The organism is Salmonella sp. FC25216, assembly GCF_057751355.1.
Genome location: NZ_JBDGON010000001.1, coordinates 376043 through 395017 on the forward strand (window position 1 = coordinate 376043; position 18975 = coordinate 395017).

General features: G+C 50.4%; 21 protein-coding genes. 19 read left to right on the forward strand and 2 right to left on the reverse strand.

What is annotated here, in order from left to right:
- The first annotated feature begins 12 nt into the window (after window positions 1-12).
- The 14 genes from AC3G3F_RS01740 to AC3G3F_RS01805 all read left to right on the forward strand — a co-directional run bounded on the left by AC3G3F_RS01740 (window position 13) and on the right by AC3G3F_RS01805 (window position 10646).
- Window positions 13-648, forward strand: coding sequence for a hypothetical protein (locus AC3G3F_RS01740; protein ID WP_488394319.1), 636 nt, complete (start codon window positions 13-15; stop codon window positions 646-648).
- A 30-nt stretch (window positions 649-678) separates the two neighbouring features.
- The gene (locus tag AC3G3F_RS01745; protein WP_488394320.1) at window positions 679-1632 is read left to right on the forward strand and encodes an SIR2 family protein; all 954 of its coding nucleotides are present in this window, start codon (window positions 679-681) and stop codon (window positions 1630-1632) included.
- Between the two features lie 87 nt (window positions 1633-1719).
- On the forward strand, window positions 1720-2034 hold the full coding sequence (locus AC3G3F_RS01750; RefSeq protein WP_488394321.1) for an integrative conjugative element protein, RAQPRD family: 315 nt from the start codon (window positions 1720-1722) through the stop codon (window positions 2032-2034).
- Entirely contained in the window at window positions 2031-2264 is a 234-nt protein-coding gene (locus AC3G3F_RS01755) for a TIGR03758 family integrating conjugative element protein (RefSeq protein ID WP_023247602.1), read from the forward strand. Before AC3G3F_RS01750 ends, AC3G3F_RS01755 begins: the two co-directional genes overlap by 4 nt.
- 18 nt (window positions 2265-2282) lie before the next feature.
- Window positions 2283-2609 carry a TIGR03745 family integrating conjugative element membrane protein gene (locus AC3G3F_RS01760; protein WP_023247603.1) on the forward strand — a complete coding sequence of 109 codons (327 nt, stop codon included), beginning with the start codon at window positions 2283-2285 and terminating at the stop codon, window positions 2607-2609.
- A 3-nt stretch (window positions 2610-2612) separates the two neighbouring features.
- Window positions 2613-2966, forward strand: a complete 354-nt coding sequence (locus AC3G3F_RS01765; protein WP_488394323.1) for a TIGR03750 family conjugal transfer protein — start codon at window positions 2613-2615, stop codon at window positions 2964-2966.
- Window positions 2963-3589, forward strand: coding sequence for a PFL_4703 family integrating conjugative element protein (locus AC3G3F_RS01770; RefSeq protein ID WP_488394325.1), 627 nt, complete (start codon window positions 2963-2965; stop codon window positions 3587-3589). Before AC3G3F_RS01765 ends, AC3G3F_RS01770 begins: the two co-directional genes overlap by 4 nt.
- Window positions 3586-4368: a TIGR03749 family integrating conjugative element protein gene (locus AC3G3F_RS01775; RefSeq protein ID WP_488394327.1), complete on the forward strand. Its 783-nt coding sequence runs from the start codon at window positions 3586-3588 to the stop codon at window positions 4366-4368. The genes AC3G3F_RS01770 and AC3G3F_RS01775 overlap by 4 nt, the downstream gene beginning before the upstream one ends.
- The gene (locus AC3G3F_RS01780; RefSeq protein ID WP_085347336.1) at window positions 4365-5702 is read left to right on the forward strand and encodes a TIGR03752 family integrating conjugative element protein; all 1338 of its coding nucleotides are present in this window, start codon (window positions 4365-4367) and stop codon (window positions 5700-5702) included. The genes AC3G3F_RS01775 and AC3G3F_RS01780 overlap by 4 nt, the downstream gene beginning before the upstream one ends.
- Window positions 5702-6091: a TIGR03751 family conjugal transfer lipoprotein gene (locus AC3G3F_RS01785; protein ID WP_085347335.1), complete on the forward strand. Its 390-nt coding sequence runs from the start codon at window positions 5702-5704 to the stop codon at window positions 6089-6091. The genes AC3G3F_RS01780 and AC3G3F_RS01785 overlap by 1 nt, the downstream gene beginning before the upstream one ends.
- Window positions 6091-8757, forward strand: coding sequence for a conjugative transfer ATPase (locus AC3G3F_RS01790; protein ID WP_488394437.1), 2667 nt, complete (start codon window positions 6091-6093; stop codon window positions 8755-8757). Before AC3G3F_RS01785 ends, AC3G3F_RS01790 begins: the two co-directional genes overlap by 1 nt.
- A 383-nt stretch (window positions 8758-9140) precedes the next feature.
- Entirely contained in the window at window positions 9141-9815 is a 675-nt protein-coding gene (locus AC3G3F_RS01795) for a hypothetical protein (protein WP_085347333.1), read from the forward strand.
- 1 nt (window position 9816) lies between these two features.
- Window positions 9817-10164: a hypothetical protein gene (locus AC3G3F_RS01800; protein WP_085347332.1), complete on the forward strand. Its 348-nt coding sequence runs from the start codon at window positions 9817-9819 to the stop codon at window positions 10162-10164.
- A 2-nt stretch (window positions 10165-10166) separates the two neighbouring features.
- Entirely contained in the window at window positions 10167-10646 is a 480-nt protein-coding gene (locus AC3G3F_RS01805) for an Hcp family type VI secretion system effector (RefSeq protein WP_085347331.1), read from the forward strand.
- Between the two features lie 81 nt (window positions 10647-10727).
- Here AC3G3F_RS01805 and AC3G3F_RS01810 read toward each other — a convergent pair whose 3' ends face one another.
- The gene (locus tag AC3G3F_RS01810) at window positions 10728-11621 is read right to left on the reverse strand and encodes a hypothetical protein (RefSeq protein ID WP_085347330.1); all 894 of its coding nucleotides are present in this window, start codon (window positions 11619-11621) and stop codon (window positions 10728-10730) included.
- 114 nt (window positions 11622-11735) lie between these two features.
- Window positions 11736-13109, reverse strand: a complete 1374-nt coding sequence (locus AC3G3F_RS01815; RefSeq protein WP_488394328.1) for a hypothetical protein — start codon at window positions 13107-13109, stop codon at window positions 11736-11738.
- 196 nt (window positions 13110-13305) lie between these two features.
- Between AC3G3F_RS01815 and AC3G3F_RS01820 the strand changes: the two genes are divergently transcribed.
- The 5 genes from AC3G3F_RS01820 to dptF all read left to right on the forward strand — a co-directional run bounded on the left by AC3G3F_RS01820 (window position 13306) and on the right by dptF (window position 18971).
- A complete protein-coding gene (locus AC3G3F_RS01820) occupies window positions 13306-14238 on the forward strand; it encodes a TIGR03756 family integrating conjugative element protein (RefSeq protein ID WP_488394329.1) in 933 nt (310 codons plus the stop codon).
- 2 nt (window positions 14239-14240) lie between these two features.
- Window positions 14241-15425 carry an integrating conjugative element protein gene (locus tag AC3G3F_RS01825; RefSeq protein ID WP_079814210.1) on the forward strand — a complete coding sequence of 395 codons (1185 nt, stop codon included), beginning with the start codon at window positions 14241-14243 and terminating at the stop codon, window positions 15423-15425.
- The gene (locus AC3G3F_RS01830; RefSeq protein ID WP_070803964.1) at window positions 15422-15679 is read left to right on the forward strand and encodes a hypothetical protein; all 258 of its coding nucleotides are present in this window, start codon (window positions 15422-15424) and stop codon (window positions 15677-15679) included. Before AC3G3F_RS01825 ends, AC3G3F_RS01830 begins: the two co-directional genes overlap by 4 nt.
- Entirely contained in the window at window positions 15676-17157 is a 1482-nt protein-coding gene (locus tag AC3G3F_RS01835; protein ID WP_488394330.1) for a conjugal transfer protein TraG N-terminal domain-containing protein, read from the forward strand. The genes AC3G3F_RS01830 and AC3G3F_RS01835 overlap by 4 nt, the downstream gene beginning before the upstream one ends.
- Window positions 17158-17324: 167 nt before the next feature.
- A complete protein-coding gene (dptF, locus tag AC3G3F_RS01840; RefSeq protein ID WP_053529576.1) occupies window positions 17325-18971 on the forward strand; it encodes a DNA phosphorothioation-dependent restriction protein DptF in 1647 nt (548 codons plus the stop codon).
- The last annotated feature ends 4 nt before the right edge of the window (window positions 18972-18975 follow it).

The window sequence follows — 18975 nt, forward strand, 5'->3', positions numbered from 1 at the left end:
CACTACTTAGAATTGAAACATGGTGATAACAGCACAGCATTAATTGAGAAAGATTTAAATGACATATACGTCTGGCAAGCTGACAAATTAATCCATATGCTTCTAACAAGATTTTTTATAAATATTTTCTCCGTATTTGAATACTGGACATGCAAAGCATACGATGCAATAAAGAACAAACATGCAAGCAAGAATACAAAACTAAAAAAACTAGAAGAACGACTTTTGAGATATGTAGAACTAACGCAAACTGGAAACACTGATGCTCTTGACGAGTTAAAAATGGAAATTTTCACAAAGACAAATTCCTATGTATCATCAAGAGAAAAAATTGATTTCATTCTATCCAAAATAACTTATACGGGCCTTTCAGATAAAACCCAAAGAAGTAAAGCTACAGAGTTTGTTCACTTCTTATTTTCACTTAGAAACACAATCCACAACATAGGTATAAATAAATCCGGCAATGATTATTCAATTGAAATCAACAACACAAAGGTTGAGTTAAAAAACAATTGTGGACCCAATTTTTATAATTATGCAAAGTTCATAGACTCGCTACACTTACTAATAGATTTATACTGTGATTTATTTATGTATCTTGGCGATGAATGTCCGGAGTTTCACCAAGTTGTGAACGAGTTTTAATTTAAAATCTCTTTATAAAAAGGAAGTTAGATGAACGACTATTCACTGCTTATTGGTAACGGCATCAATAATCTCTCCCACGGGCACTCTTGGAATGATGTACTAGAGAGTCTCAATGATAAATTTTCGATAAATGTTAATACACAAAACAAACCTTTTCCTCTAGCATATGAAGAAATTTACTTTAACATTCTCAAAGGTAACGGTAAAAACAATACAGAAAGTAGAGTTAAAGAATTTATTGCTGAAAAGATTGCAAAAATAAAACCTAATGCTATTCATCAGGCAATCACCAGCCTCGAGTGCCAGAATATAATGACAACAAATTACGATCTTGCATTTGAGGATTCCATAATTCAGAAAACAGGATCAACGCAGCTTCGCAATGCAGGAATCATCAAGGAGCAGCGCTACAACGTATTCAGGCATCATATATTGGGTAGCAAAAAAATCTGGCATATCCACGGTGACATTACTGTCCCTAACTCAATCACTCTTGGTTATGAGCACTACAGTGGCCACCTACAAGGCATGAGGAACTATACAATCACCGGGAGCCATTATAAGAAGGAAGATTATGACCAAAAACCATTAACCAGCAGACTCAAGAAAAAAACCATCACAACGGAATACAGCTGGATAGATAATTTTTTCCTCAGAGATATCTATATCATCGGGTTAACTTTGGATTTTATGGAAATAGATCTTTGGTGGTTGTTAACTTCCAGAGAAAGAAATAGATTTCTAAAAAAATCAGAAATAAGCATAACTAATAACATCACTTATTACTTACCTGCCTGCTTTCTCGACTCATCTCAATGCCCAGAGGAAAATATCAAACGCCTCCTTGTCAAGGTAGAACTCCTCGAAAGCGTTGGTGTACATATCAATTCGAATTTTGGTAGTGATTTCACACAATCCAAAGAGAAGGAGGAAGCATTTTACCTGTCAGTGATAGCGGATATTCATAGCAGACATCCATAAAAATTTTAGTCACGCTATAATCAATTCCCTCTTTCTGCCAACCAGCAAAATCTGCATTCTGAAAAGCAACTGTTTCAGGATGCAGATATGAAAAGCTTTTTTATTTCGTTCTTTATTATATTATCAGGTACATGTTCTGCCCTTGCGTCCCCCCTCACCGAGCGCGAAGAGTTAACCCTGTCCCTCAACCAGCTTACCCAAATCGAAGCCTCGCTCCACCGCGCCCAGCAAAGCGCCAGAACTGGCCTCAACGAGCGCTACTACTTCGACTATCCGCGCATCCACAGCGATATCACCACCCTGCGCAGCGGGATTGAAAATTACCTCACCCCCGCCCGCGCCCAGCCGCGAGATACAGCAACGCTGGTCGGGCAATACAGTGAGGAGAAAACCGCGCCATGAGCCCTGAACAAATCAGCGCCTTCCAGGCAGCCAGCCTGGTGAAGCCTGATGCCGTTAGCCTGGTGATGCTCGGCCTGTTCAGCGCTTTTCTGCTGCTGTGGGTGGTCTGGGTACTGAATGATGCCTACCGGGGCGTGGCGACCGCGCGGGTGAGCTGGCGGGCGCTGGGCAGCATCAGCGGACGAACCATTTTACTGCTACTGGTCAGCTTCTGGCTGGTACTGAGTTAGCAGATTTCAGGAGGCAAAATGAAAAAACGCATCTTCAGATGGCTGTTATGGTTCCCGGCGCTACCTGCATATGCCGATCTGCCAGAGATGGAAGATCCCTCACGCGGTCAGGGCGACGGCATCATGGAAACCTTGCAGAACTACGGTTATGACATCGTGATCCTGATGACGCTGGGCATCTGCGCCGTGGGTTTTCTGGTGGTCGCCAACAACTGTATCGCCACCTACTCCGAAATTCAGGGCGGGCGCAAACAGTGGAAAGATTTAGGCGCAATGGCGGGCGTCGGCGCGGTTCTGCTGGTGATCACCATCTGGTTGCTCAATCAGGCCTCGGACATCCTGTAAGTCATGAGCACCATCCCCTTTCTCCCGGAACGGCTGAACCGCGAGCCTGCGGTGTTTCGCGGTCTGACGGTCAGCGAGCTGCTGATAGCGCTGCTGGTCGGGCTGGCTACCGGCGCCATTACTGGAGCCATTCCGGCAATACTGTGCCGCAACTGGAGCCTTATCCCCGGCTGCGCCCTGCCCGGCGGTGCGCTGGCGATCCTCTGCGGCGGGCGCTGGCTGGCGCGGCTGAAGCGAGGGCGTCCAGAGAGCTGGCTGTATCGGGCGCTGGAGCTGAAACTGGCCCATTTCGGTATCGGCGCTCAGCGTTTTGTCCTGCACGATGGCATCTGGGCTATTCGTCGGAGCCGACGATGAGCGCCTTTAAGCACGCGCTGGCCGCGCGGGATGCGCATATCCGCACTCTGCATATTGCGCTGGTCGCGTTATTCCTGCTGGCATCAGGCATGGGATTCGGCTGGTACAGCGCCCCACGCCAGCTCACGGTGTATCTGCCGCCGGATCTCCGCGCCGCCAGCCAGCGTCCGTGGTGGGAAGTGCCGCCCGCCACGGTCTACGCCTTCACGTTTTCGGTGTTTCAGCAGATTAACCGCTGGCCGACCAACGGCGAGGCTGATTATCCCCGCAACCTCAGCGCCCTGCGGGCTTATCTTACTCCCGGCTGCTACAGCCAGATTGACCGGGAATTTCACCAGCGTCTGCAAAACGGTGAGCTGCGCGACCGAGTACGCGGCGTGTATGAAATCCCCGGTCGGGGATTCAACGACAAGCGGGTGCAGATCCTCGACCGCGACAACTGGATTGTGACGCTGGATCTGACCGTCGATGAGTATTTCCACTCCGAACCCGTCAAGCGGGCGATGGTCCGTTACCCCATCAAAGTGCTGCGCTACAACATCGATCAGCAGAAAAATCCGTGGGGGCTGGCACTGGACTGCTTCTCCTCACCACCGCAGAAACTGGAGGCGGCTAAACCATGAATGTCCGACCACTGCTGATTCTGCTGGTTGCCCTGCCCCTGCACGCCGTCGAACTGGTGAAGTGGGAACGTATCCCGCTGCCGGTGGCGCTGAACATCGGGCAGGAGCGGATCGTCTTTGTCGATCGTAATGTCCGGGTGGGCTATCCCGCCACACTCGAAGGCAAGCTGCGCATTCAAAGCAGCAACGGCACGCTGTACCTGCTTGCCAGCCAGCCGTTTGCCGCCACCCGGCTACAGCTTCAGGGCACAGAGAACGGCGAGCTGATGTTGCTGGACGTCTCCGCCAGCAAGGGCGAGCACATCAGGGAGCCGATACGCATTGTCCGCGAAGAGAAGAAAACGTCTGATGCGAAGCCCGACACAACTCCTGAACCCTCCACGCCGCTTCCGGTGGCACTCACCCGCTATGCCGCGCAGATGCTATATGCCCCGTTACGCACCGTAGAGCCTTTGCCGGGCGTTCAGCCTGAAGGCGTGCGGCTGGCAAAAACCATCACCACCCTGCTGCCCGCGTTACCCGTCAGCGCCATACCGATCGGCGGCTGGCGGCTCGATCCTTATCACCTGGCAGCGATCCGGCTTCAGAATAAAAGCGCCACCCGGCTTGAACTCGATCCGCGCCAGCTTCAGGGGCGGTTTTACGCCGCCTCCTTCCAGCATCGCTGGCTAGGGCCTGAGGGTAGCGCCGAAGACACCACCGTGCTCTATCTCATCACCCGCAATCAGCGTCCTGAACAGGCGATCCTGCCGGAGCCTGCGCCGGAGAAGAAGAAATGAAACTCCAGGCGAATATCCTGCTGCGGGTTCTGGCGCCGCTCACTCTGCTGGCGGGCAGCGTCCTGCTGTTTCATGCCTGTCAGGATCGCAAAACCACACCGTCAAAATCCTCTGCGCCTGCAACGCCCCTCAGCCTCGACGAGCTGAAAGCGCTGGGGATTGAAGGCGACACGCCCGCCGATACCGTCGCCACGCTGGTCGGCCAGATAAAACTCTGGCGCAAGGAGCTGGAAACGGTAAAAGCCAGTAACGCCGCACTGTTGCAGGAAAATCAGCGCCTGCGTGAGCGCGAGCAGAATACCGACAGCCGCATCAACGAGGCCATTAACCGCCAGCAGACCAGCGCTTCAGAGCAGCAAAACGAATTGCTCAACTCGTTACAGACGCAGATCCAACAGCTAAAGGGCAACAGAACAACGGATGACTCGCTGGCCGGGCTGGGGATTGATGAACCGGAAGTGGCCTCCGGCGAGCCACTGCGCTGGATAACGCCCGCCGACGCCCTGCCAACCGATAAAAACGGTCGTCCACTGCAACCTGCGCTGGCCTTTCCTTCCTCGATGCAGAACACTACACCGCAACCAGAAACACCACCGCCCGCCACCGTCAAACCGGTCTACACCCTGCCGCAGAACAGCACATTAATCGGCTCGGTAGCGATGACCGCCCTGCTGGGACGCATTCCGCTTAATGGTAGCGTCACCGATCCTTACCCATTCAAGGTGCTGATTGGCCGCGATAACCTCACCGCCAACGGCATCGAGTTGCCCGACATTGAAGGCGCGGTGATCTCCGGCAGTGCCACTGGCGACTGGACGCTCTCCTGCGTGCGCGGCAGCTTAACGTCAATCACCTTTGTCTTCCGCGACGGCACGGTACGCACGCTACCCGCCGAAGGCGACAAAACCGGAAACGGCACAGAGGGCAATATCGGCTGGCTATCCGACCCTCACGGCCTGCCCTGTATCCCCGGTGAGCGCAAATCCAACGCCGCCGAATATATCGGCTCGCAGTTCCTGCTGGCCGGATCGTCCGCCGCCGCGCAGGCGCTGGCGAACAACCAGACCACCTCCACCGTGGAAGATGGCTCCATCACCACCGCGCTGACAGGCGACAGCGGGCAGTACGTGCTCGGCCAGGCGTTGGGCGGCGGCCTGAAAGAGAGCGCTGACTGGTTTAAACAACGCTACGGCCAGATGTTCGACGCCATCTACGTACCACCCGGCCAGGCCGTTGCCATCCATATCACTCGCCAGCTCGCCATCGACTACGATCCCAACGGACGGCGGGTGAACTACCGCACGACGGGCGAACACACTGGAGACCTGGACTGATGCGTATGCTGATTTTGCTGTTATCGCTGCTGCTGACCGCCTGTAGCACCGACCAGAAAACGCTGCTGCCGGTGGATGAAAACACCACCATGCTGAACATTTGGGGCCGACAGAATAACGATACACAGGCGCTGTACGACGCGCGATCGGTGCTGCGCCGCCCGCTGGATGACGCCACACTGACCGCGCAACAGCAGCAGGCCACACTAAGCGACGGCAATGCCACACAGGCGCTGTTCCGGCGACTTCCTAACCCGGATCTGGAGATGTATATCTCCCCTCATCTGGCAGGCAGCGAAGGCGTCCCGGTGCCGGGATACACCACCGTCTTCCCCTTCTATAACCGGGTGCAGTACGCCCTGCCCGGCGAGCGGACCGATCCACTGTGATGATGCGTAGCGGCACGCTGACCGAACGAACGGTGGACAACCTGTACCAGAAAGGCGCGTCGTTCGTCGATTTTCTGCCGTGGGTGGAGTATCAGCCGGAAAGCAAAACGCTGCTGCTGGATGACGGGCGCTCGGTCGGCGCGGTGTATGACATCACGCCGTTTGGCACCGAAGGCCACTCCCCGGCAAGGCTGGAAGAACTGCGCGATATTCTAAAGGATGCGCTTCAGGACAGCTTCACGGAATACGATCGCCATCCGTGGGTGGTGCAATTTTACTGTCAGGATGAGGACGACACCGCAAGCTGGCTGGCCGCGCTGCATGACTACGCCGTACCAGAGGCGAAGGATTCCGACTTTACCCGAGCCTGGCTGAACGAGATGGAGCGCCATCTGCACGCGGTTTCCCGCCCGGAAGGCTACTTCATGGACGATGCGGTCAGCCGTACCCGCTGGCGTGCTCAGCAGCGCCATACCCGGATGGTGGTCTACCGCTGGCTCCCCAATAAATCCCGCGATCCGCTGGAAGACTCGCCGGAAGAGGCGCTGAATACCGTTTGCGAACGAATGGTCTCCGCGCTGGCGGGCGCAGGTATTCACGCCTGCAGGCTGGAATGTGAAGCCATTCGCCACTGGCTGCTGCGCTGGTTTAATCCCGCCCCGCAGATAGCAGACTCCCCCCAGAAGTTCTGGCAACAGATGGCGCAGCAAGATGACACGCCGGAGCTATACGACTTTGCCGAGAGCCTGCTGTGCAGCGAACCCCGCTCTCAGGCCACGCAGGGCACGTGGCTGTTCGACCAGTGTCCGCATAAGGTCATTGTGCTGGACAGGCTACGCAAACCGCCCACAGTCGGCCATATGACCGGTGAATCCGCACGCGGCGACAGCATTAACGCGCTGTTCGACCTGCTGCCGGAAGGGGTGATTATGGCGCTGACCATCGTCGTCTGGCCGCAGGATCGGCTGGAGGAACATTTAAGCCGCCTCAGCGACCGCGCCATCGGTGAGAACGTCGAATCGGAGTACACCAAAAAAGACTGTCAGGAAGTGCGCCACTGGCTGAAGGACGGCCACAAACTCTACCGCAGCGCGCTGGCATTTTACCTTTCCGCCCCGGATAACGGCGAACTGACCCGACGCGTGCGCAGCCTGAACAGTCTGCTGCTGAATGCGGGTATGGTCCCGGTACAGGAAAATGACGAACTCGCCCCGCTCAGTTCGTGGCTGCGCTGGCTGCCAATGTGTTTCGACCCGGCACGGGATAAACGCCAGCTCTATACCCGCTTTAGCTTTGTGCAACACCTTGCCAACCTGCTGCCGCTGTTTGGACGCGAAAGCGGCACCGGGCATCCGGGCGTCAGCTATTTCAATCGTGGCGGCGGAATGCTGTGCTGGGATCCGCTCAACCGCGAGGACCGCACCCAGAACGGGCACCTGTTATTGCTCGGCCCGACTGGCGCAGGCAAATCCGCCACCCTGAACGCCAAAATCGCTCAGTTGATGGCGCTGCACCGCCCGCGTCTGTTTATCGTCGAGGCGGGCAACTCCTTCGGGCTGATGGCCGATTACGCCCGCGAGCACGGCCTGACGGTGAATAAAATCAGCCTGAAGCCCGGCTCAGGTATCACGCTGCCGCTGTTTGCCGATGCGTGGAAACTGGCGGAAAGCGATGTGCCTTCAACAGAACCGGATGATGACGATCCCGAAGACGCCGATAACGAACAGCGCGATCTGCTGGGCGAGATGGAGATTACGGCTCGTCTGATGATCACCGGTGGCGAACTGAAGGAGGATGCCCGCCTGACTCGCTCAGACCGGGCGCTGATCCGCGAAGCGATTCTGCACGCGGCCCGGCTCACAGCTCGCGAAAAAAGACAAACGCTGACACAGGATATCCGCGACGCACTATTCACACTGGCGCAGGATGCGGCGCTACCGGAATCCCGCCGTAACCGGCTGTGGGAGATGGGCGAAGCGATGAATATGTTCTGTTCTGGGTTTGAAGGCGAACAGTTCAACCGCGAAGGCGAGGTGTGGCCGGAAGCAGATATCACCCTGGTGGACTTGGCGATGTTTGCCCGCGAAGGGTACGAAGCACAACTGGCGATTGCCTATATCTCGCTGATTAACCATATCAACAATCTCGGAGAACGCGACCAGCACCTGGCACGGCCCATTGTTAATATTACCGATGAGGCGCATATAATCACCGTCAACCCGCTGCTGGCGCGGTTTCTCACAAAGGGATCGAAGATGTGGCGCAAACTGGGGATCTGGCTGTGGCTGGCAACGCAGAACCTGAGCGACTTCCCGGATGATGCGAAGAAACTGCTCAATATGATCGAGTGGTGGGAACTGCTGGTGATGCCGCCCGAGGAGGTGGAGCAAGTCAGCCGCTTCAAATCCCTGACGCCGGAACAGCGTCAGCTACTGCTCAGCGCCACCAAAGCGCCGGGGAAATATACCGAAGGCGTGGTGCTTTCGCCGCGTGTGGAAGCGTTGTTCCGGGTGGTATCCCCTGCCCTGTGGCTGGCGCTGGGGATGACGGAGAAACACGAGAAGGCGGAGCGGATGCAGATTATGAGAGAGTTTGGGTGTAGTGAGCTGGAGGCGGCTATGAGGGTGGCAAAAGCTCATGCTATTACCAGCGACGTCACAACATGATGTTGTCGATATGTTCACATAAATCGCCCGTTCATGAATCATGAACCTGTTTCTGGCATGAACAAACCCGAGCAAATACATATAATTTAATAATGTTAATATTCAAATTTCTGCGTATCCAATCACTAATCGAATACTTACATTCGCTTTATTATTTATTCAACTAATACATCTCACATCAAGAAAACTTATCATAATAATGTACCGTAAATCCATACACAATGATGTTTTAGGTCTTATTGAAGACAATTGGTCAAAACAACTTTATAATATAATTTGTAACAATTAGATTATTGTAACACTTACCAAAGTGTCTATTCTCTTGTAAATTATCATCGGTTCTTTTTCTGCAAAAATGATGTGAATTTATATAGGATAACTATATGGCAGACATAGAAGGGATAGCTCGGAGGATTTACGATATCGTTGTTTCTCCTGATACAGTTACAGGGCTTATCAATGGTGGATTATCTGTTCCCTTAGATTATGGTTATCTGATTTACGGTATCTTTGATACGGATACAAGATATGAACGAGAAACCGAAAGAATCCGTATGATGACCGCTATAAGACACGATATCCTTAACTATGAAAACATCATTAATGCAGTTAAATTAATCTTTCAATTATTCAATAAGTACTTATCTGAATCAGAACAAGATAAAATATACAGAAGTGTAGTTACCTCTATTGTAGGCAGAATCTCCACGAATATTATCGCATCTAACATCGCTAAAGCCGTTATAGAAAAGACTTCATTTACCTATGTAGTATTTAAGGGAAAAGGTAATCCAATAGCCTTTTTAAGTACAATTCTCTTATTTGGTGGGATGGCAGAGCGTTCCATCAGGACGTCTGATAGTCTCAGTAATGAAGCACCTGAGGTATACGAGTTATTAAGACCCCGCGATTACGATCTCCTTTATTTCTTATTTGCCGATGCGGTACAACCTTTTGTTGATGCCATTCATGCAGGATACACTGAGGGTAAACCCGTGTTCGACAGGATTATGAAGAGAGTAGAAGAACGTTTAAATACGAGCGCTAAGGCTGGGTGATATGAAAAAACTTATCGCTCCGATCGTTAATATAATTTTCTGCTCCTATATTATTACTATATGCTTCATTTGCCTGATTGAGTTTGATAACTGGCAAGATAAAATAGTCGCAGTTACGATTACAATCGGCAGTGCTTATATCATCACCATTTTATTAAATAGATTACTGAGCACGAAGATACGTATATTAGGCGGTTTTTTTGATTTACTATCGGGCCCATTATTAATTATAGGTGCTATTGCTTGTATAGCCTTACTTGACCCTTGGCCTGTTAAGATTGTTGGTGTGTTTTTATGGGTCGTTATAATGTTTTGCTTACCTTCATTTATAAACAGAGATAAGGAATAACCATGTCAAATCCAGCATATCTTTGGCTAACCGATGCAAATGGCTCCCCTATAATTGGTAGTTCTTTAGTTACAGGGCGTGTTGGTGCCATTGAATTAAAAGCGGTAACGCATCACTTATCCATTCCTGTGGATGGAAACACCGGGAGATTAACAGGAACCCGAGTACATACACCTATTACTGTACAGAAAGATTTTGATAAAACAACGCCCCTTTTGTACAAAGCGCTGAGTGAGAACCAGACATTAAAGTCAGCAACCATAAAAATGTATCAGATCCTTGATGCAGGTGTTGAAAGCGAATACTTTAATATTATTTTAGAGAATGTAAAAGTAACTGGAATTACCCCCAATTTATTTCCCGGTTCTGGTACAGGTACACACAGCGAAACTATTCAGCTACGGTATGAGGCCATTACTTGGAAACATTGCGATGGGAATATCATTTATAAAGACTCCTGGAATCACAGAGCTATAGCATGATACGTTTTGGCCTTATTCAACTAAGGCCATCCAAGTATGGCATTTAACAAACTTAAAAGGTACAGATAACTGTCAAAATAACTAATCAACATCCTCATCACATGTTGGGCACGAATCTTCGATAATAAAACCATCACATCGTTCGCATGGTCTCATCTCTACAAAGCCTCCCTCTTTCGCATAATAACATTTTTCATAAAGGCAAACACCAGCCAGATTATCTTCATCATATATAAGTGAAGGATTACCACATTCAGGACAAACAAATAGTTCAGACGCATCTATATCGACATTTTTATAATCACAACAAATACAATATGTGTCTACAGGGTAACCAGTACCTTTATATAATATAAAATGTGAATGATTTTCACACTTCGGACACATTGCTAAATAATTGTCGCTATCCCCCTGTATATCTAAAAATTTCCTCTCAGAATCTATAATCTGTTTTTCAAGTGGAGAGTTATATGGATTAACATAGCTTAAATCAGATAAAATTATCTTAAATGATGGTTTAAAAACATCTACATAAAGGCTAGTTAATAATTTTGACAATACTTCAGGATCAATATCGATAGCAAAATGCTGGATCTTATTTCTTTCCTTTGCAAGGCCTGAGACAATATTTATTTTACCCTTAAATTCAACAGGATAATGCCTTAAAACTTCGGAGCATAATGTATTTATATCTATTGATTTAACTTTATATAACTCATCATCTGTTGGGGTTAGTGGTTTCTCACATACTTTAAAAAGTGAATTTTTGTCGAAAATCAAAACTACATCAACTCTCCTCAATAATTCTTTCAATATCAGCTCAGAGCCATGAAACATATTAATAAGACATTGTTTGTACTTTCTAGGGGTGAATACCTTTTTTGCTTCATAAAAATATTCAAGACCTAAATCAATTGAATCCAATGCATTTTCAATGAGTGAAAATTTAACTGATGGTTTTTTTACATTACTCATATTTCCCTCCCAAGATTTTAATTATGCCATATATTATACAGCTCAATTTTCAGTAAAAAAAGATAACTAAAGTTATATTAAAAAAACCTAGGTAAGGAATTATTTCAAATTTACCTACATCGTTAGGACAATGTCCAATTCTCGCTCTCGGTCGGGAGTTTTATTAAGTGGCCGCTGCAATACAAATGGCTCCCTATAATGCTTCTCCTCGCTTAACCGTTCCTGCGGCGTTTTCCATTTCAGCAATCGCTCAACTGCCGTATCCACTGATAAGAGTTGACGGGCCAGTTGTAAACGCTCCATTACCAGTGCCTTCTTTTGCCCATCCAATATTGCCACATCCAGCTCCACCTCACGAAAAAACTGTTCTATACGCTTATCTTCTGCCCACTGCACCATAATAGCTTTCAGCTCGGCCAAGCTGGCGTTATATGCCTCTTTTTCCCTTCTAATTCGCTCCTTTTCCCGATATCTCTTCTCATCCAGTTCCCACTGGATCCGCCGAGCTTCTGCTTTGACTCTCGCCTCTTCCAATTGCTTCTTAATCAACGGAACAGCTTCATGCATCGCAGAAATGATTTTCGGGATCTGGCTTATAAGCCCGCACTGTTTTGTCTGGCGAAACTGTACCTGCCAGTTTGTTGACGAATACGGCGAGTAGAGCTGTAGCAGAAATCGCCCTGTAGGTAAGGCATGCCTAATGACGTAGCGAAATGGCTTGTCATACTTTCCCCTCATCCAGCGGCTCATCGTTTCATCGCGAATATATCGACCATTCACCTCTTTTGCCGGAACATATTCCGTCATTTCAGCAAGGCTAAAGGCGAACAGCATGTCCCCAACGCAAATAATGCTGGCTGAACAAGGGCGCCATAAACTGTCGTAGCGCAAACCTCCCTCTTTTGGATCTTCTTTGATATCGATACCCTGACAATGAAGCCCCTCACCACTTTCAGCTAATCGTACCCAATACCCTTGCTTTCCTAGTGCAGCAAAGAATCGACTCAGAAAATCGATAGCACTGTTGAATCCCGTTTCTGAAACATTCAGATCGAGTAGTTTCTTTTTCATCGGTCTGTAGTAGCCGTCTTTTGTGACGGAAGAGACGGGAAGGTAGGTTTTCAGATCATCAATCAGTGCATAGCCACTACCCGCTGTCCTTGATCGCTTTCGCGGTGCTGGCACTGCTACTTTAGATGGTACTTTTGTGGGTGGAGGTACGGCCAAATTGGCTTTGCTTGAAGCTTTTTCTACCTTGTCCTTCTTCAAATCAAGCAATGCTGGCACTGCAGGTGCAGTCCCTTTCGCCAGCGCTTTCCAGTAACCAGCAAGCGGTCTTGGTATCCGTAATTCAGCGCATCGCTTTGCCAGTTGCTCTGTGCTGATGTTATAGAAAGAAGCAATACGCTCCTCAGGCTCGCGCCAGACAAGTTTATAGAGCGCTTCCCGATCCAAGGGTAAGGCATCGCGTGGATTAATATCTGACATTGGTCTCCCTCTCCTTTGGCCGACATTATCAGAAATCGTTGCTTGCTGGTGATTGAAAGAAATCACTTTTTACCGTGCCAGATTGTAAGCATTTGCATAAAGCAAAATGTTCTGTTGGCCATACAGAGTTCCCCCACGCCATTTTTCCGCCCTGTGGTAAAGCCTGCATTGATGATATCGGCTCAGGAACATCGCCATGAATCTCCACCGGACATTACTTTGCTTACTGATAATGATGCCGTGCGCAGGTAACGTCATCACTACCCCGGAAATTGCCGCCTCAGCCCTGTCGCCGACGTGCGTAAAATATCAGGTAGTCGGTGTCTGCTACTGGCTGTTCTGCACGCCGTTTGGCTGCTCGGTGCGCACGTCGGTGAAGGTACGTCATTTCCGACCGGATCTGGTGGTATCAGCCTACAGCGATACCGGGCAAAACCCGTGGGCTGAGATGTCGCTACTCAGTTCGCCGCTGCCCGGTATCGCCGAAGCCGGTGGCGATACTAATCCCCGCGCCATCGGCCAGCACAGCAAAATCCGGTTTAAGAACGCCGATGCGATTGGCTTCCCTGCCGGTGATGCGCTGGCAAAATTCTTCGCCCAGTTTGGCTACGTCTGCACCCCGTCGTCACAGCCTTTTCTCCCCTACTTTCTCAGCACGCTGGATGCGCTCGCCTGGCGCAGCGGTGTACCGGAAATGTTTTACCCGGAGGCGTTAACGCCAGGACTGCGTGAGGTGAGTAAAGACGGCGATATGTGGGGCAATATCTACCCGCGAGCCGGGGCGCTCAGCCAGACGCATGACTACAAGGCCGGGGCAGTCATCGCCCAACGCGCTGCCGATCTGGTAACACGCAGTGGTCAGCCGCATGTTTATATTCCGCTGGCTGCCAGTACACACGATGGCTACTGGCCTCCAGATCCGGTTACGGAAGGCGACAACAATAACCACCAGTGGCAAATGCTGGTTCCTAAAAAATCCGCCTCCTGCGCCATCTTCCCGGATGGCTCCACCACCGATTCTTACGCCGATAAACTGGCGGAGGATGGCGCATATGTCCGGACGCTGTGGCGGCCCTATAAATGCTGTCCGCGTCGTGGGCAGACCTTTCTTGGCAGTAGCGGAGGTTAATCATGCGCCCGGCATTCTGTCTTTTATTCATCGCCTTTCTCGCCCCGGCGGCTGATAAATACCAGTATCAGCAACAGGGGGCGATCAGCGACTGGATGTATTACCGCATCGGCGGCGGTGCGGCCATCTCTCCACCGCCAACCCGGCGTAACACCTTTCCGCTAACGGCAGGCGTAAGCTGGAACAGTGACATGATGTGCGGCAATTTCGATATTGATACCACAGTGCGCAATCAACTCAACGGCGTGACGGACGGCTTCCAGCAACTGATGGGAGAGGTTATCGAAAGCGCGACCAGTGCGGTCGCCAGCCTGCCTGCGATGGTGATCCAGCGAGCCAATCCTCAGCTCTACGATCTGTTAACCAACGGCGTGCTTCAGGGACGACTCGACTTCGATAAATCACTGTTAAGCTGCCAGAAGATGGCCGGCAAGATGACCGATTATGCGCTCAGTCCGGCATGGACACAGAGCGCTCAGGCGGAAAACTATCAGGGCATTGCGGCCAGCGAAAAAGACGCCGTTCGCGCCGACCAAAGAGCTGCTGAAGAAGCGGCAGAGAAAGGCAAACGCTGGGTTGGTGGCGAACATCGCGGCGGTAAAGGTCAACCGCCCATAAAACTGGTTCGCGATACGACGGTCGCAGGCTACAACATCCTCAATAATCGCAGCGCGACCAGCACCAGTTCAGTATCCAGCAACGACTGTCAGGGTGAACTTTGCCAGGTATGGAGCAAACCCGACGACGCAGCGCAATGGCTGACGCGGGTAGTTGGCGAACAGACCATTAACGTCGCCCCGGATAACGATCAATCCGGCGACACTGACCAGCAAAGCGGCGCACAATCCAGTGTCGGGCTGACGCCGCTGATTCAGGAAGAGCAGGATAAGATCCAGCCGCTGATGGCCCGGCGCACGCTGCTGGCAGGAATGCGCGAACCTAATGTTTCCGATGAAAAAGAAGCACAAACCGCGCTGACTCAGACCACCGCCCAGCTCGACCAGGAACTGTCACAGCTTAAGCTGGAACTGGATATGCATCAGGCGCTGGCAGATAACGCGGCGCTCACCATCCTTGAACGCCAGACGATGCGCGCGAAGACCAAAGGCCAGGCTGTCGGCGTAGAAGACGACACCGACAAACGGATGGACGATCTCAGCAAACCCACTGGCGGGGATACGCAATGAAACGGCTGATACTGTCCGGCTCCCTGCTTCTGGTCTGCATGGCGGTGATGTTTTATCTGGCTGCTGACAATACACCACAGATTAACCGCAGCGACCTGCTGCCCTGGCGCGTAACGCTATACGGCGTGATTTGTGGTGTGGGCTGGCATCTGTACGACCGCTTATCGCCACATCGTCCGGCAATCCGCCGTATCGCGCTGATATTTATCATACTGATTCTGCTCAACGAAATCGTACCGGAGGTGTTCCGGTGACGACCAACAGCTACCTGGAGTACTTTCTGACGCTGCTCGGCTGGGTGGTCAATAACGGGCTGTGGAATGCGATCAGCGCGACCGGATTATTTGCTCTGCCGCTGTTGATTAAGCTGCTGGCGCTGTGGCTACAGGCCAGAAGTCAGGGAGCGGATGAGGGCAACAAAGCCGCGCTGTCCCTGATATGGGCCGAGCACCTGATGTACACCTCGTTGCTGGTCATTATGTTCACCTGCGTGCCACTGCTGAACATCGACCTCGATACCATCAAATATGACACCACGCGATCGAAGCAGTGCGGCATGTCGGTGCCGCAACCCGCCGATACTGGCTATCAGCCGATTATAAACTCGCTGGGCGGTAAAACCGCCGCAGTCCCGGTCTGGTGGTATTTTATTCATGTGATCAGCAAAGGCATCACCAGCGCAACGGTTGCCACCCTTCCCTGCCAGCCGGATCTGCGTCAGATCCGTTTTGAGGTGCAGCACACCCGAATCAAGGATCCAGCGCTGGCACAGGAACTGCGGGATTTTGTCGAGGAGTGTTATGCCCCTTCCCGCGCCCGTCTGAAATTTCTCGCCGGAGAGCTGGACGATGACACCAGTAATGATACTGCCTGGCTGGGATCATCGTACTTTCTCAACACGACGGGTTACTACGATACCGACCATGCACTTTCACCACACAGTACCTGGCCGTACAGCGCACCACGCGACGCCGGGCTGGCCGATACGGGCGCGAGCGGCTATCCCACCTGTAAACAGTGGTGGGCCGACGACACCGTTGGGCTGAAGTCCCGGCTACTGCAATTCCCGGCCCCGGATATCTGGACAGCGTTTAAAAAGATCGGACAGTCACAGGCAGTATATGAAGAGGCCGTGTTGCGCTCGCTGGTTAGTGAACGAAATATGCAGGTATCGCAGAACGGGCGCGTTTACCCCGGTTATGGTGGGAATGTCGATGGCACCGTCGCCAATGCCGCCACCAGGCTGGCATCCAGCGCCGGAAATATCCTCGGCAGCATAGCGGCGTTCCCGGCGTTCGACAGTGTGCGCCAGGCACTACCGATGGTACAGGCGCTGCTGCAAATGGCGCTGGTGATCTGTATTCCGCTGATAACGCTCTGTTCAACATGGGACGTTAAGGTGGTAATGACGCTGACATTTGTGCAGTTCGCACTGTTCTTCCTCACCTTCTGGTGGGAACTGGCGCGGTGGCTCGATAGCTGGTTGCTGGATGTACTCTACAACAGCGATACCCACAGTAGCTGGAATCTGGCCGGGATCCAGAATACGCAGGATGACGTGATTATTAATCTGGTGATGGGGTCGATGTTTCTGGTACTGCCAACCTTCTGGCTGGGAGCGATGACGTGGGCGGGAGTGAGGATTGGCGTGGCGGTGAATGGCGCGCTGGCGGATGGGGTTAAGGTGGCGCAGGATAGTGGGGGGAAGGCTGGGGGAATGATTGGGAGGTGATAAAGTTATTCTGCCACAAGGCACTGACAATAAATGGGCTTCCATAACAGTATGAATTAGCGATATTGCGTCAAAGCTCCTGGATCTCACTGGGGAAAAAGGCATATGGAGATCATGGGTTAGCTTGTATAGAATGAAGACATTCTTTCTTTAGAGAACATGAAGTTATGAGCGCGATCACATTACGTAAAGCGTTGGGTGTACTTGCGAAGTCATCTTCGTTTTCCGTAACCACCGAGACTCATCGGCAAAAGGATGTGTTCGATGAGCTAAAAGAACAACTCTTTGTTAAACAAGAAATTGAAGAAGAATTACAGCGTTATCTGGATATAGCGAAGCCCGGTGAGATCATTTTTCTATGCGGCAGTAGTGGCGATGGTAAGTCGGAAATATTAACTCGCTGTAAGTCAAACCCCCGTTATCAGCAGCAGTTTACCTTTCATCTGGATGCAACTCATAGCTTCGCTCCTCAGCAGACCGCTATTGATGCACTGAATCATTTATTTAGCAATCATCATCAAGAATCATCTCCTTTGCTTGTAGGTATCAATACCGGGATGCTCGCTAATTTTGCCAGAGAAGGTGCTGAATGCCATCAGGCGCTTCGTTTAATGATTGATACATTCCTGGCGGAACAGCAGGAATGTAGCGGACCTTTTTGCATTGGACATTGCTCATTTTTTGATTTTGAACATTACCCTAAGTTCCAGTTTGATGAGGAACGGCAATACTCACCCTTTATAAAGAAATTATTAAATCACTTAACGGATGATGATAAGAATCTATTTTACACAATTTTTCAACGGGATGAATCAACAGGACATGATTTAAAAACCGTTGCCAACTTCAAACTGCTTTGCATGCCCGGCGTTCAGCATGTTTTAATCACACAGCTTTTTAAAGCCCGGTTAATTAAAGATCAGTTTGTTACAACAAGAACGCTGTTGGACTTTTTGCATCACCTACTGACTGGACCAGGATACCTTTTTGATAACCTTTTTAATGGTGCAGAAAATGACCTGATTAAAAAGATTTCTGATTTCGATCCAGCCAGAATGCATACCTATGAGCTCGATCAATTTATTTTGCGTTACGAGCTTGGATTAGTGGATCCCGAACTGGATAATTTTCTGGCAAAGCTTGAACAATTACATATTACATTTGATCGCCAGTGTATTAAGCCGGGTGATGCTGCTTCCTTAATTAGGCTATTCTGGTTACTACAACATGAATCAGTGGGGAATAACTATCATCAAAACTTCTCAGTATTCTTTAAAGAATCTCTATTTGAACGCTATTCAGATATCTGGCATCTACATAAGAACTATACTGCGAATCCGGAACAAAAAAGAGCGCTGAACCGGTTTTATTCTTTTGAACTTATCGCTGGTATCCAACGGTACGCAAACCGTAAAGCACCTGAACTGAGTACCCAAAAAGAAGAGTTCTTTTTAGGCGAATTTGGTGGAGTTAAAATCACGGCACCAGTCGCGCTAAAACCAGACTGGGATGCTATTCTCAAGAAAAACACAGCTCATCCAACCTGTTTCGACGTTCATTTGAAAGTGGGCCAGAACTCGCTGGAGCCTATTCGTATCGGTCTTAATTTATTTGAGCTATTGAGCAAACTCAATAATGGTTATCGTCCTAATAAATATGACAAAAGCGCGATTGTATTACTAGATGAAATCGTTGAACTGATTGCAGAACAGGCCAAATCCAGCAGCGAAATCAAATTTTATGATGGCATGCAGCGGGTTTACAGTGCAAGAGCGGACGACGACATGATCACTATCAGCGGCATGGAGGGATAACATC

What these genes read in the sequence shown, in the direction of transcription:
- AC3G3F_RS01830 (WP_070803964.1), top strand. Translation starts at nt 15,422, where the DNA reads ATGAAACGGCTGATACTGTCCGGCTCCCTGCTTCTGGTCTGCATGGCG.
- AC3G3F_RS01800 (WP_085347332.1), top strand. Translation starts at nt 9,817, where the DNA reads ATGAAAAAACTTATCGCTCCGATCGTTAATATAATTTTCTGCTCCTAT.
- AC3G3F_RS01810 (WP_085347330.1), bottom strand. Translation starts at nt 11,621, where the DNA reads ATGAGTAATGTAAAAAAACCATCAGTTAAATTTTCACTCATTGAAAAT.
- AC3G3F_RS01770 (WP_488394325.1), top strand. Translation starts at nt 2,963, where the DNA reads ATGAGCGCCTTTAAGCACGCGCTGGCCGCGCGGGATGCGCATATCCGC.
- AC3G3F_RS01785 (WP_085347335.1), top strand. Translation starts at nt 5,702, where the DNA reads ATGCGTATGCTGATTTTGCTGTTATCGCTGCTGCTGACCGCCTGTAGC.
- AC3G3F_RS01765 (WP_488394323.1), top strand. Translation starts at nt 2,613, where the DNA reads ATGAGCACCATCCCCTTTCTCCCGGAACGGCTGAACCGCGAGCCTGCG.
- dptF (WP_053529576.1), top strand. Translation starts at nt 17,325, where the DNA reads ATGAGCGCGATCACATTACGTAAAGCGTTGGGTGTACTTGCGAAGTCA.
- AC3G3F_RS01775 (WP_488394327.1), top strand. Translation starts at nt 3,586, where the DNA reads ATGAATGTCCGACCACTGCTGATTCTGCTGGTTGCCCTGCCCCTGCAC.
- AC3G3F_RS01815 (WP_488394328.1), bottom strand. Translation starts at nt 13,109, where the DNA reads ATGTCAGATATTAATCCACGCGATGCCTTACCCTTGGATCGGGAAGCG.
- AC3G3F_RS01805 (WP_085347331.1), top strand. Translation starts at nt 10,167, where the DNA reads ATGTCAAATCCAGCATATCTTTGGCTAACCGATGCAAATGGCTCCCCT.
- AC3G3F_RS01825 (WP_079814210.1), top strand. Translation starts at nt 14,241, where the DNA reads ATGCGCCCGGCATTCTGTCTTTTATTCATCGCCTTTCTCGCCCCGGCG.
- AC3G3F_RS01755 (WP_023247602.1), top strand. Translation starts at nt 2,031, where the DNA reads ATGAGCCCTGAACAAATCAGCGCCTTCCAGGCAGCCAGCCTGGTGAAG.
- AC3G3F_RS01745 (WP_488394320.1), top strand. Translation starts at nt 679, where the DNA reads ATGAACGACTATTCACTGCTTATTGGTAACGGCATCAATAATCTCTCC.
- AC3G3F_RS01760 (WP_023247603.1), top strand. Translation starts at nt 2,283, where the DNA reads ATGAAAAAACGCATCTTCAGATGGCTGTTATGGTTCCCGGCGCTACCT.
- AC3G3F_RS01820 (WP_488394329.1), top strand. Translation starts at nt 13,306, where the DNA reads ATGAATCTCCACCGGACATTACTTTGCTTACTGATAATGATGCCGTGC.
- AC3G3F_RS01790 (WP_488394437.1), top strand. Translation starts at nt 6,091, where the DNA reads ATGATGCGTAGCGGCACGCTGACCGAACGAACGGTGGACAACCTGTAC.
- AC3G3F_RS01795 (WP_085347333.1), top strand. Translation starts at nt 9,141, where the DNA reads ATGGCAGACATAGAAGGGATAGCTCGGAGGATTTACGATATCGTTGTT.
- AC3G3F_RS01780 (WP_085347336.1), top strand. Translation starts at nt 4,365, where the DNA reads ATGAAACTCCAGGCGAATATCCTGCTGCGGGTTCTGGCGCCGCTCACT.
- AC3G3F_RS01750 (WP_488394321.1), top strand. Translation starts at nt 1,720, where the DNA reads ATGAAAAGCTTTTTTATTTCGTTCTTTATTATATTATCAGGTACATGT.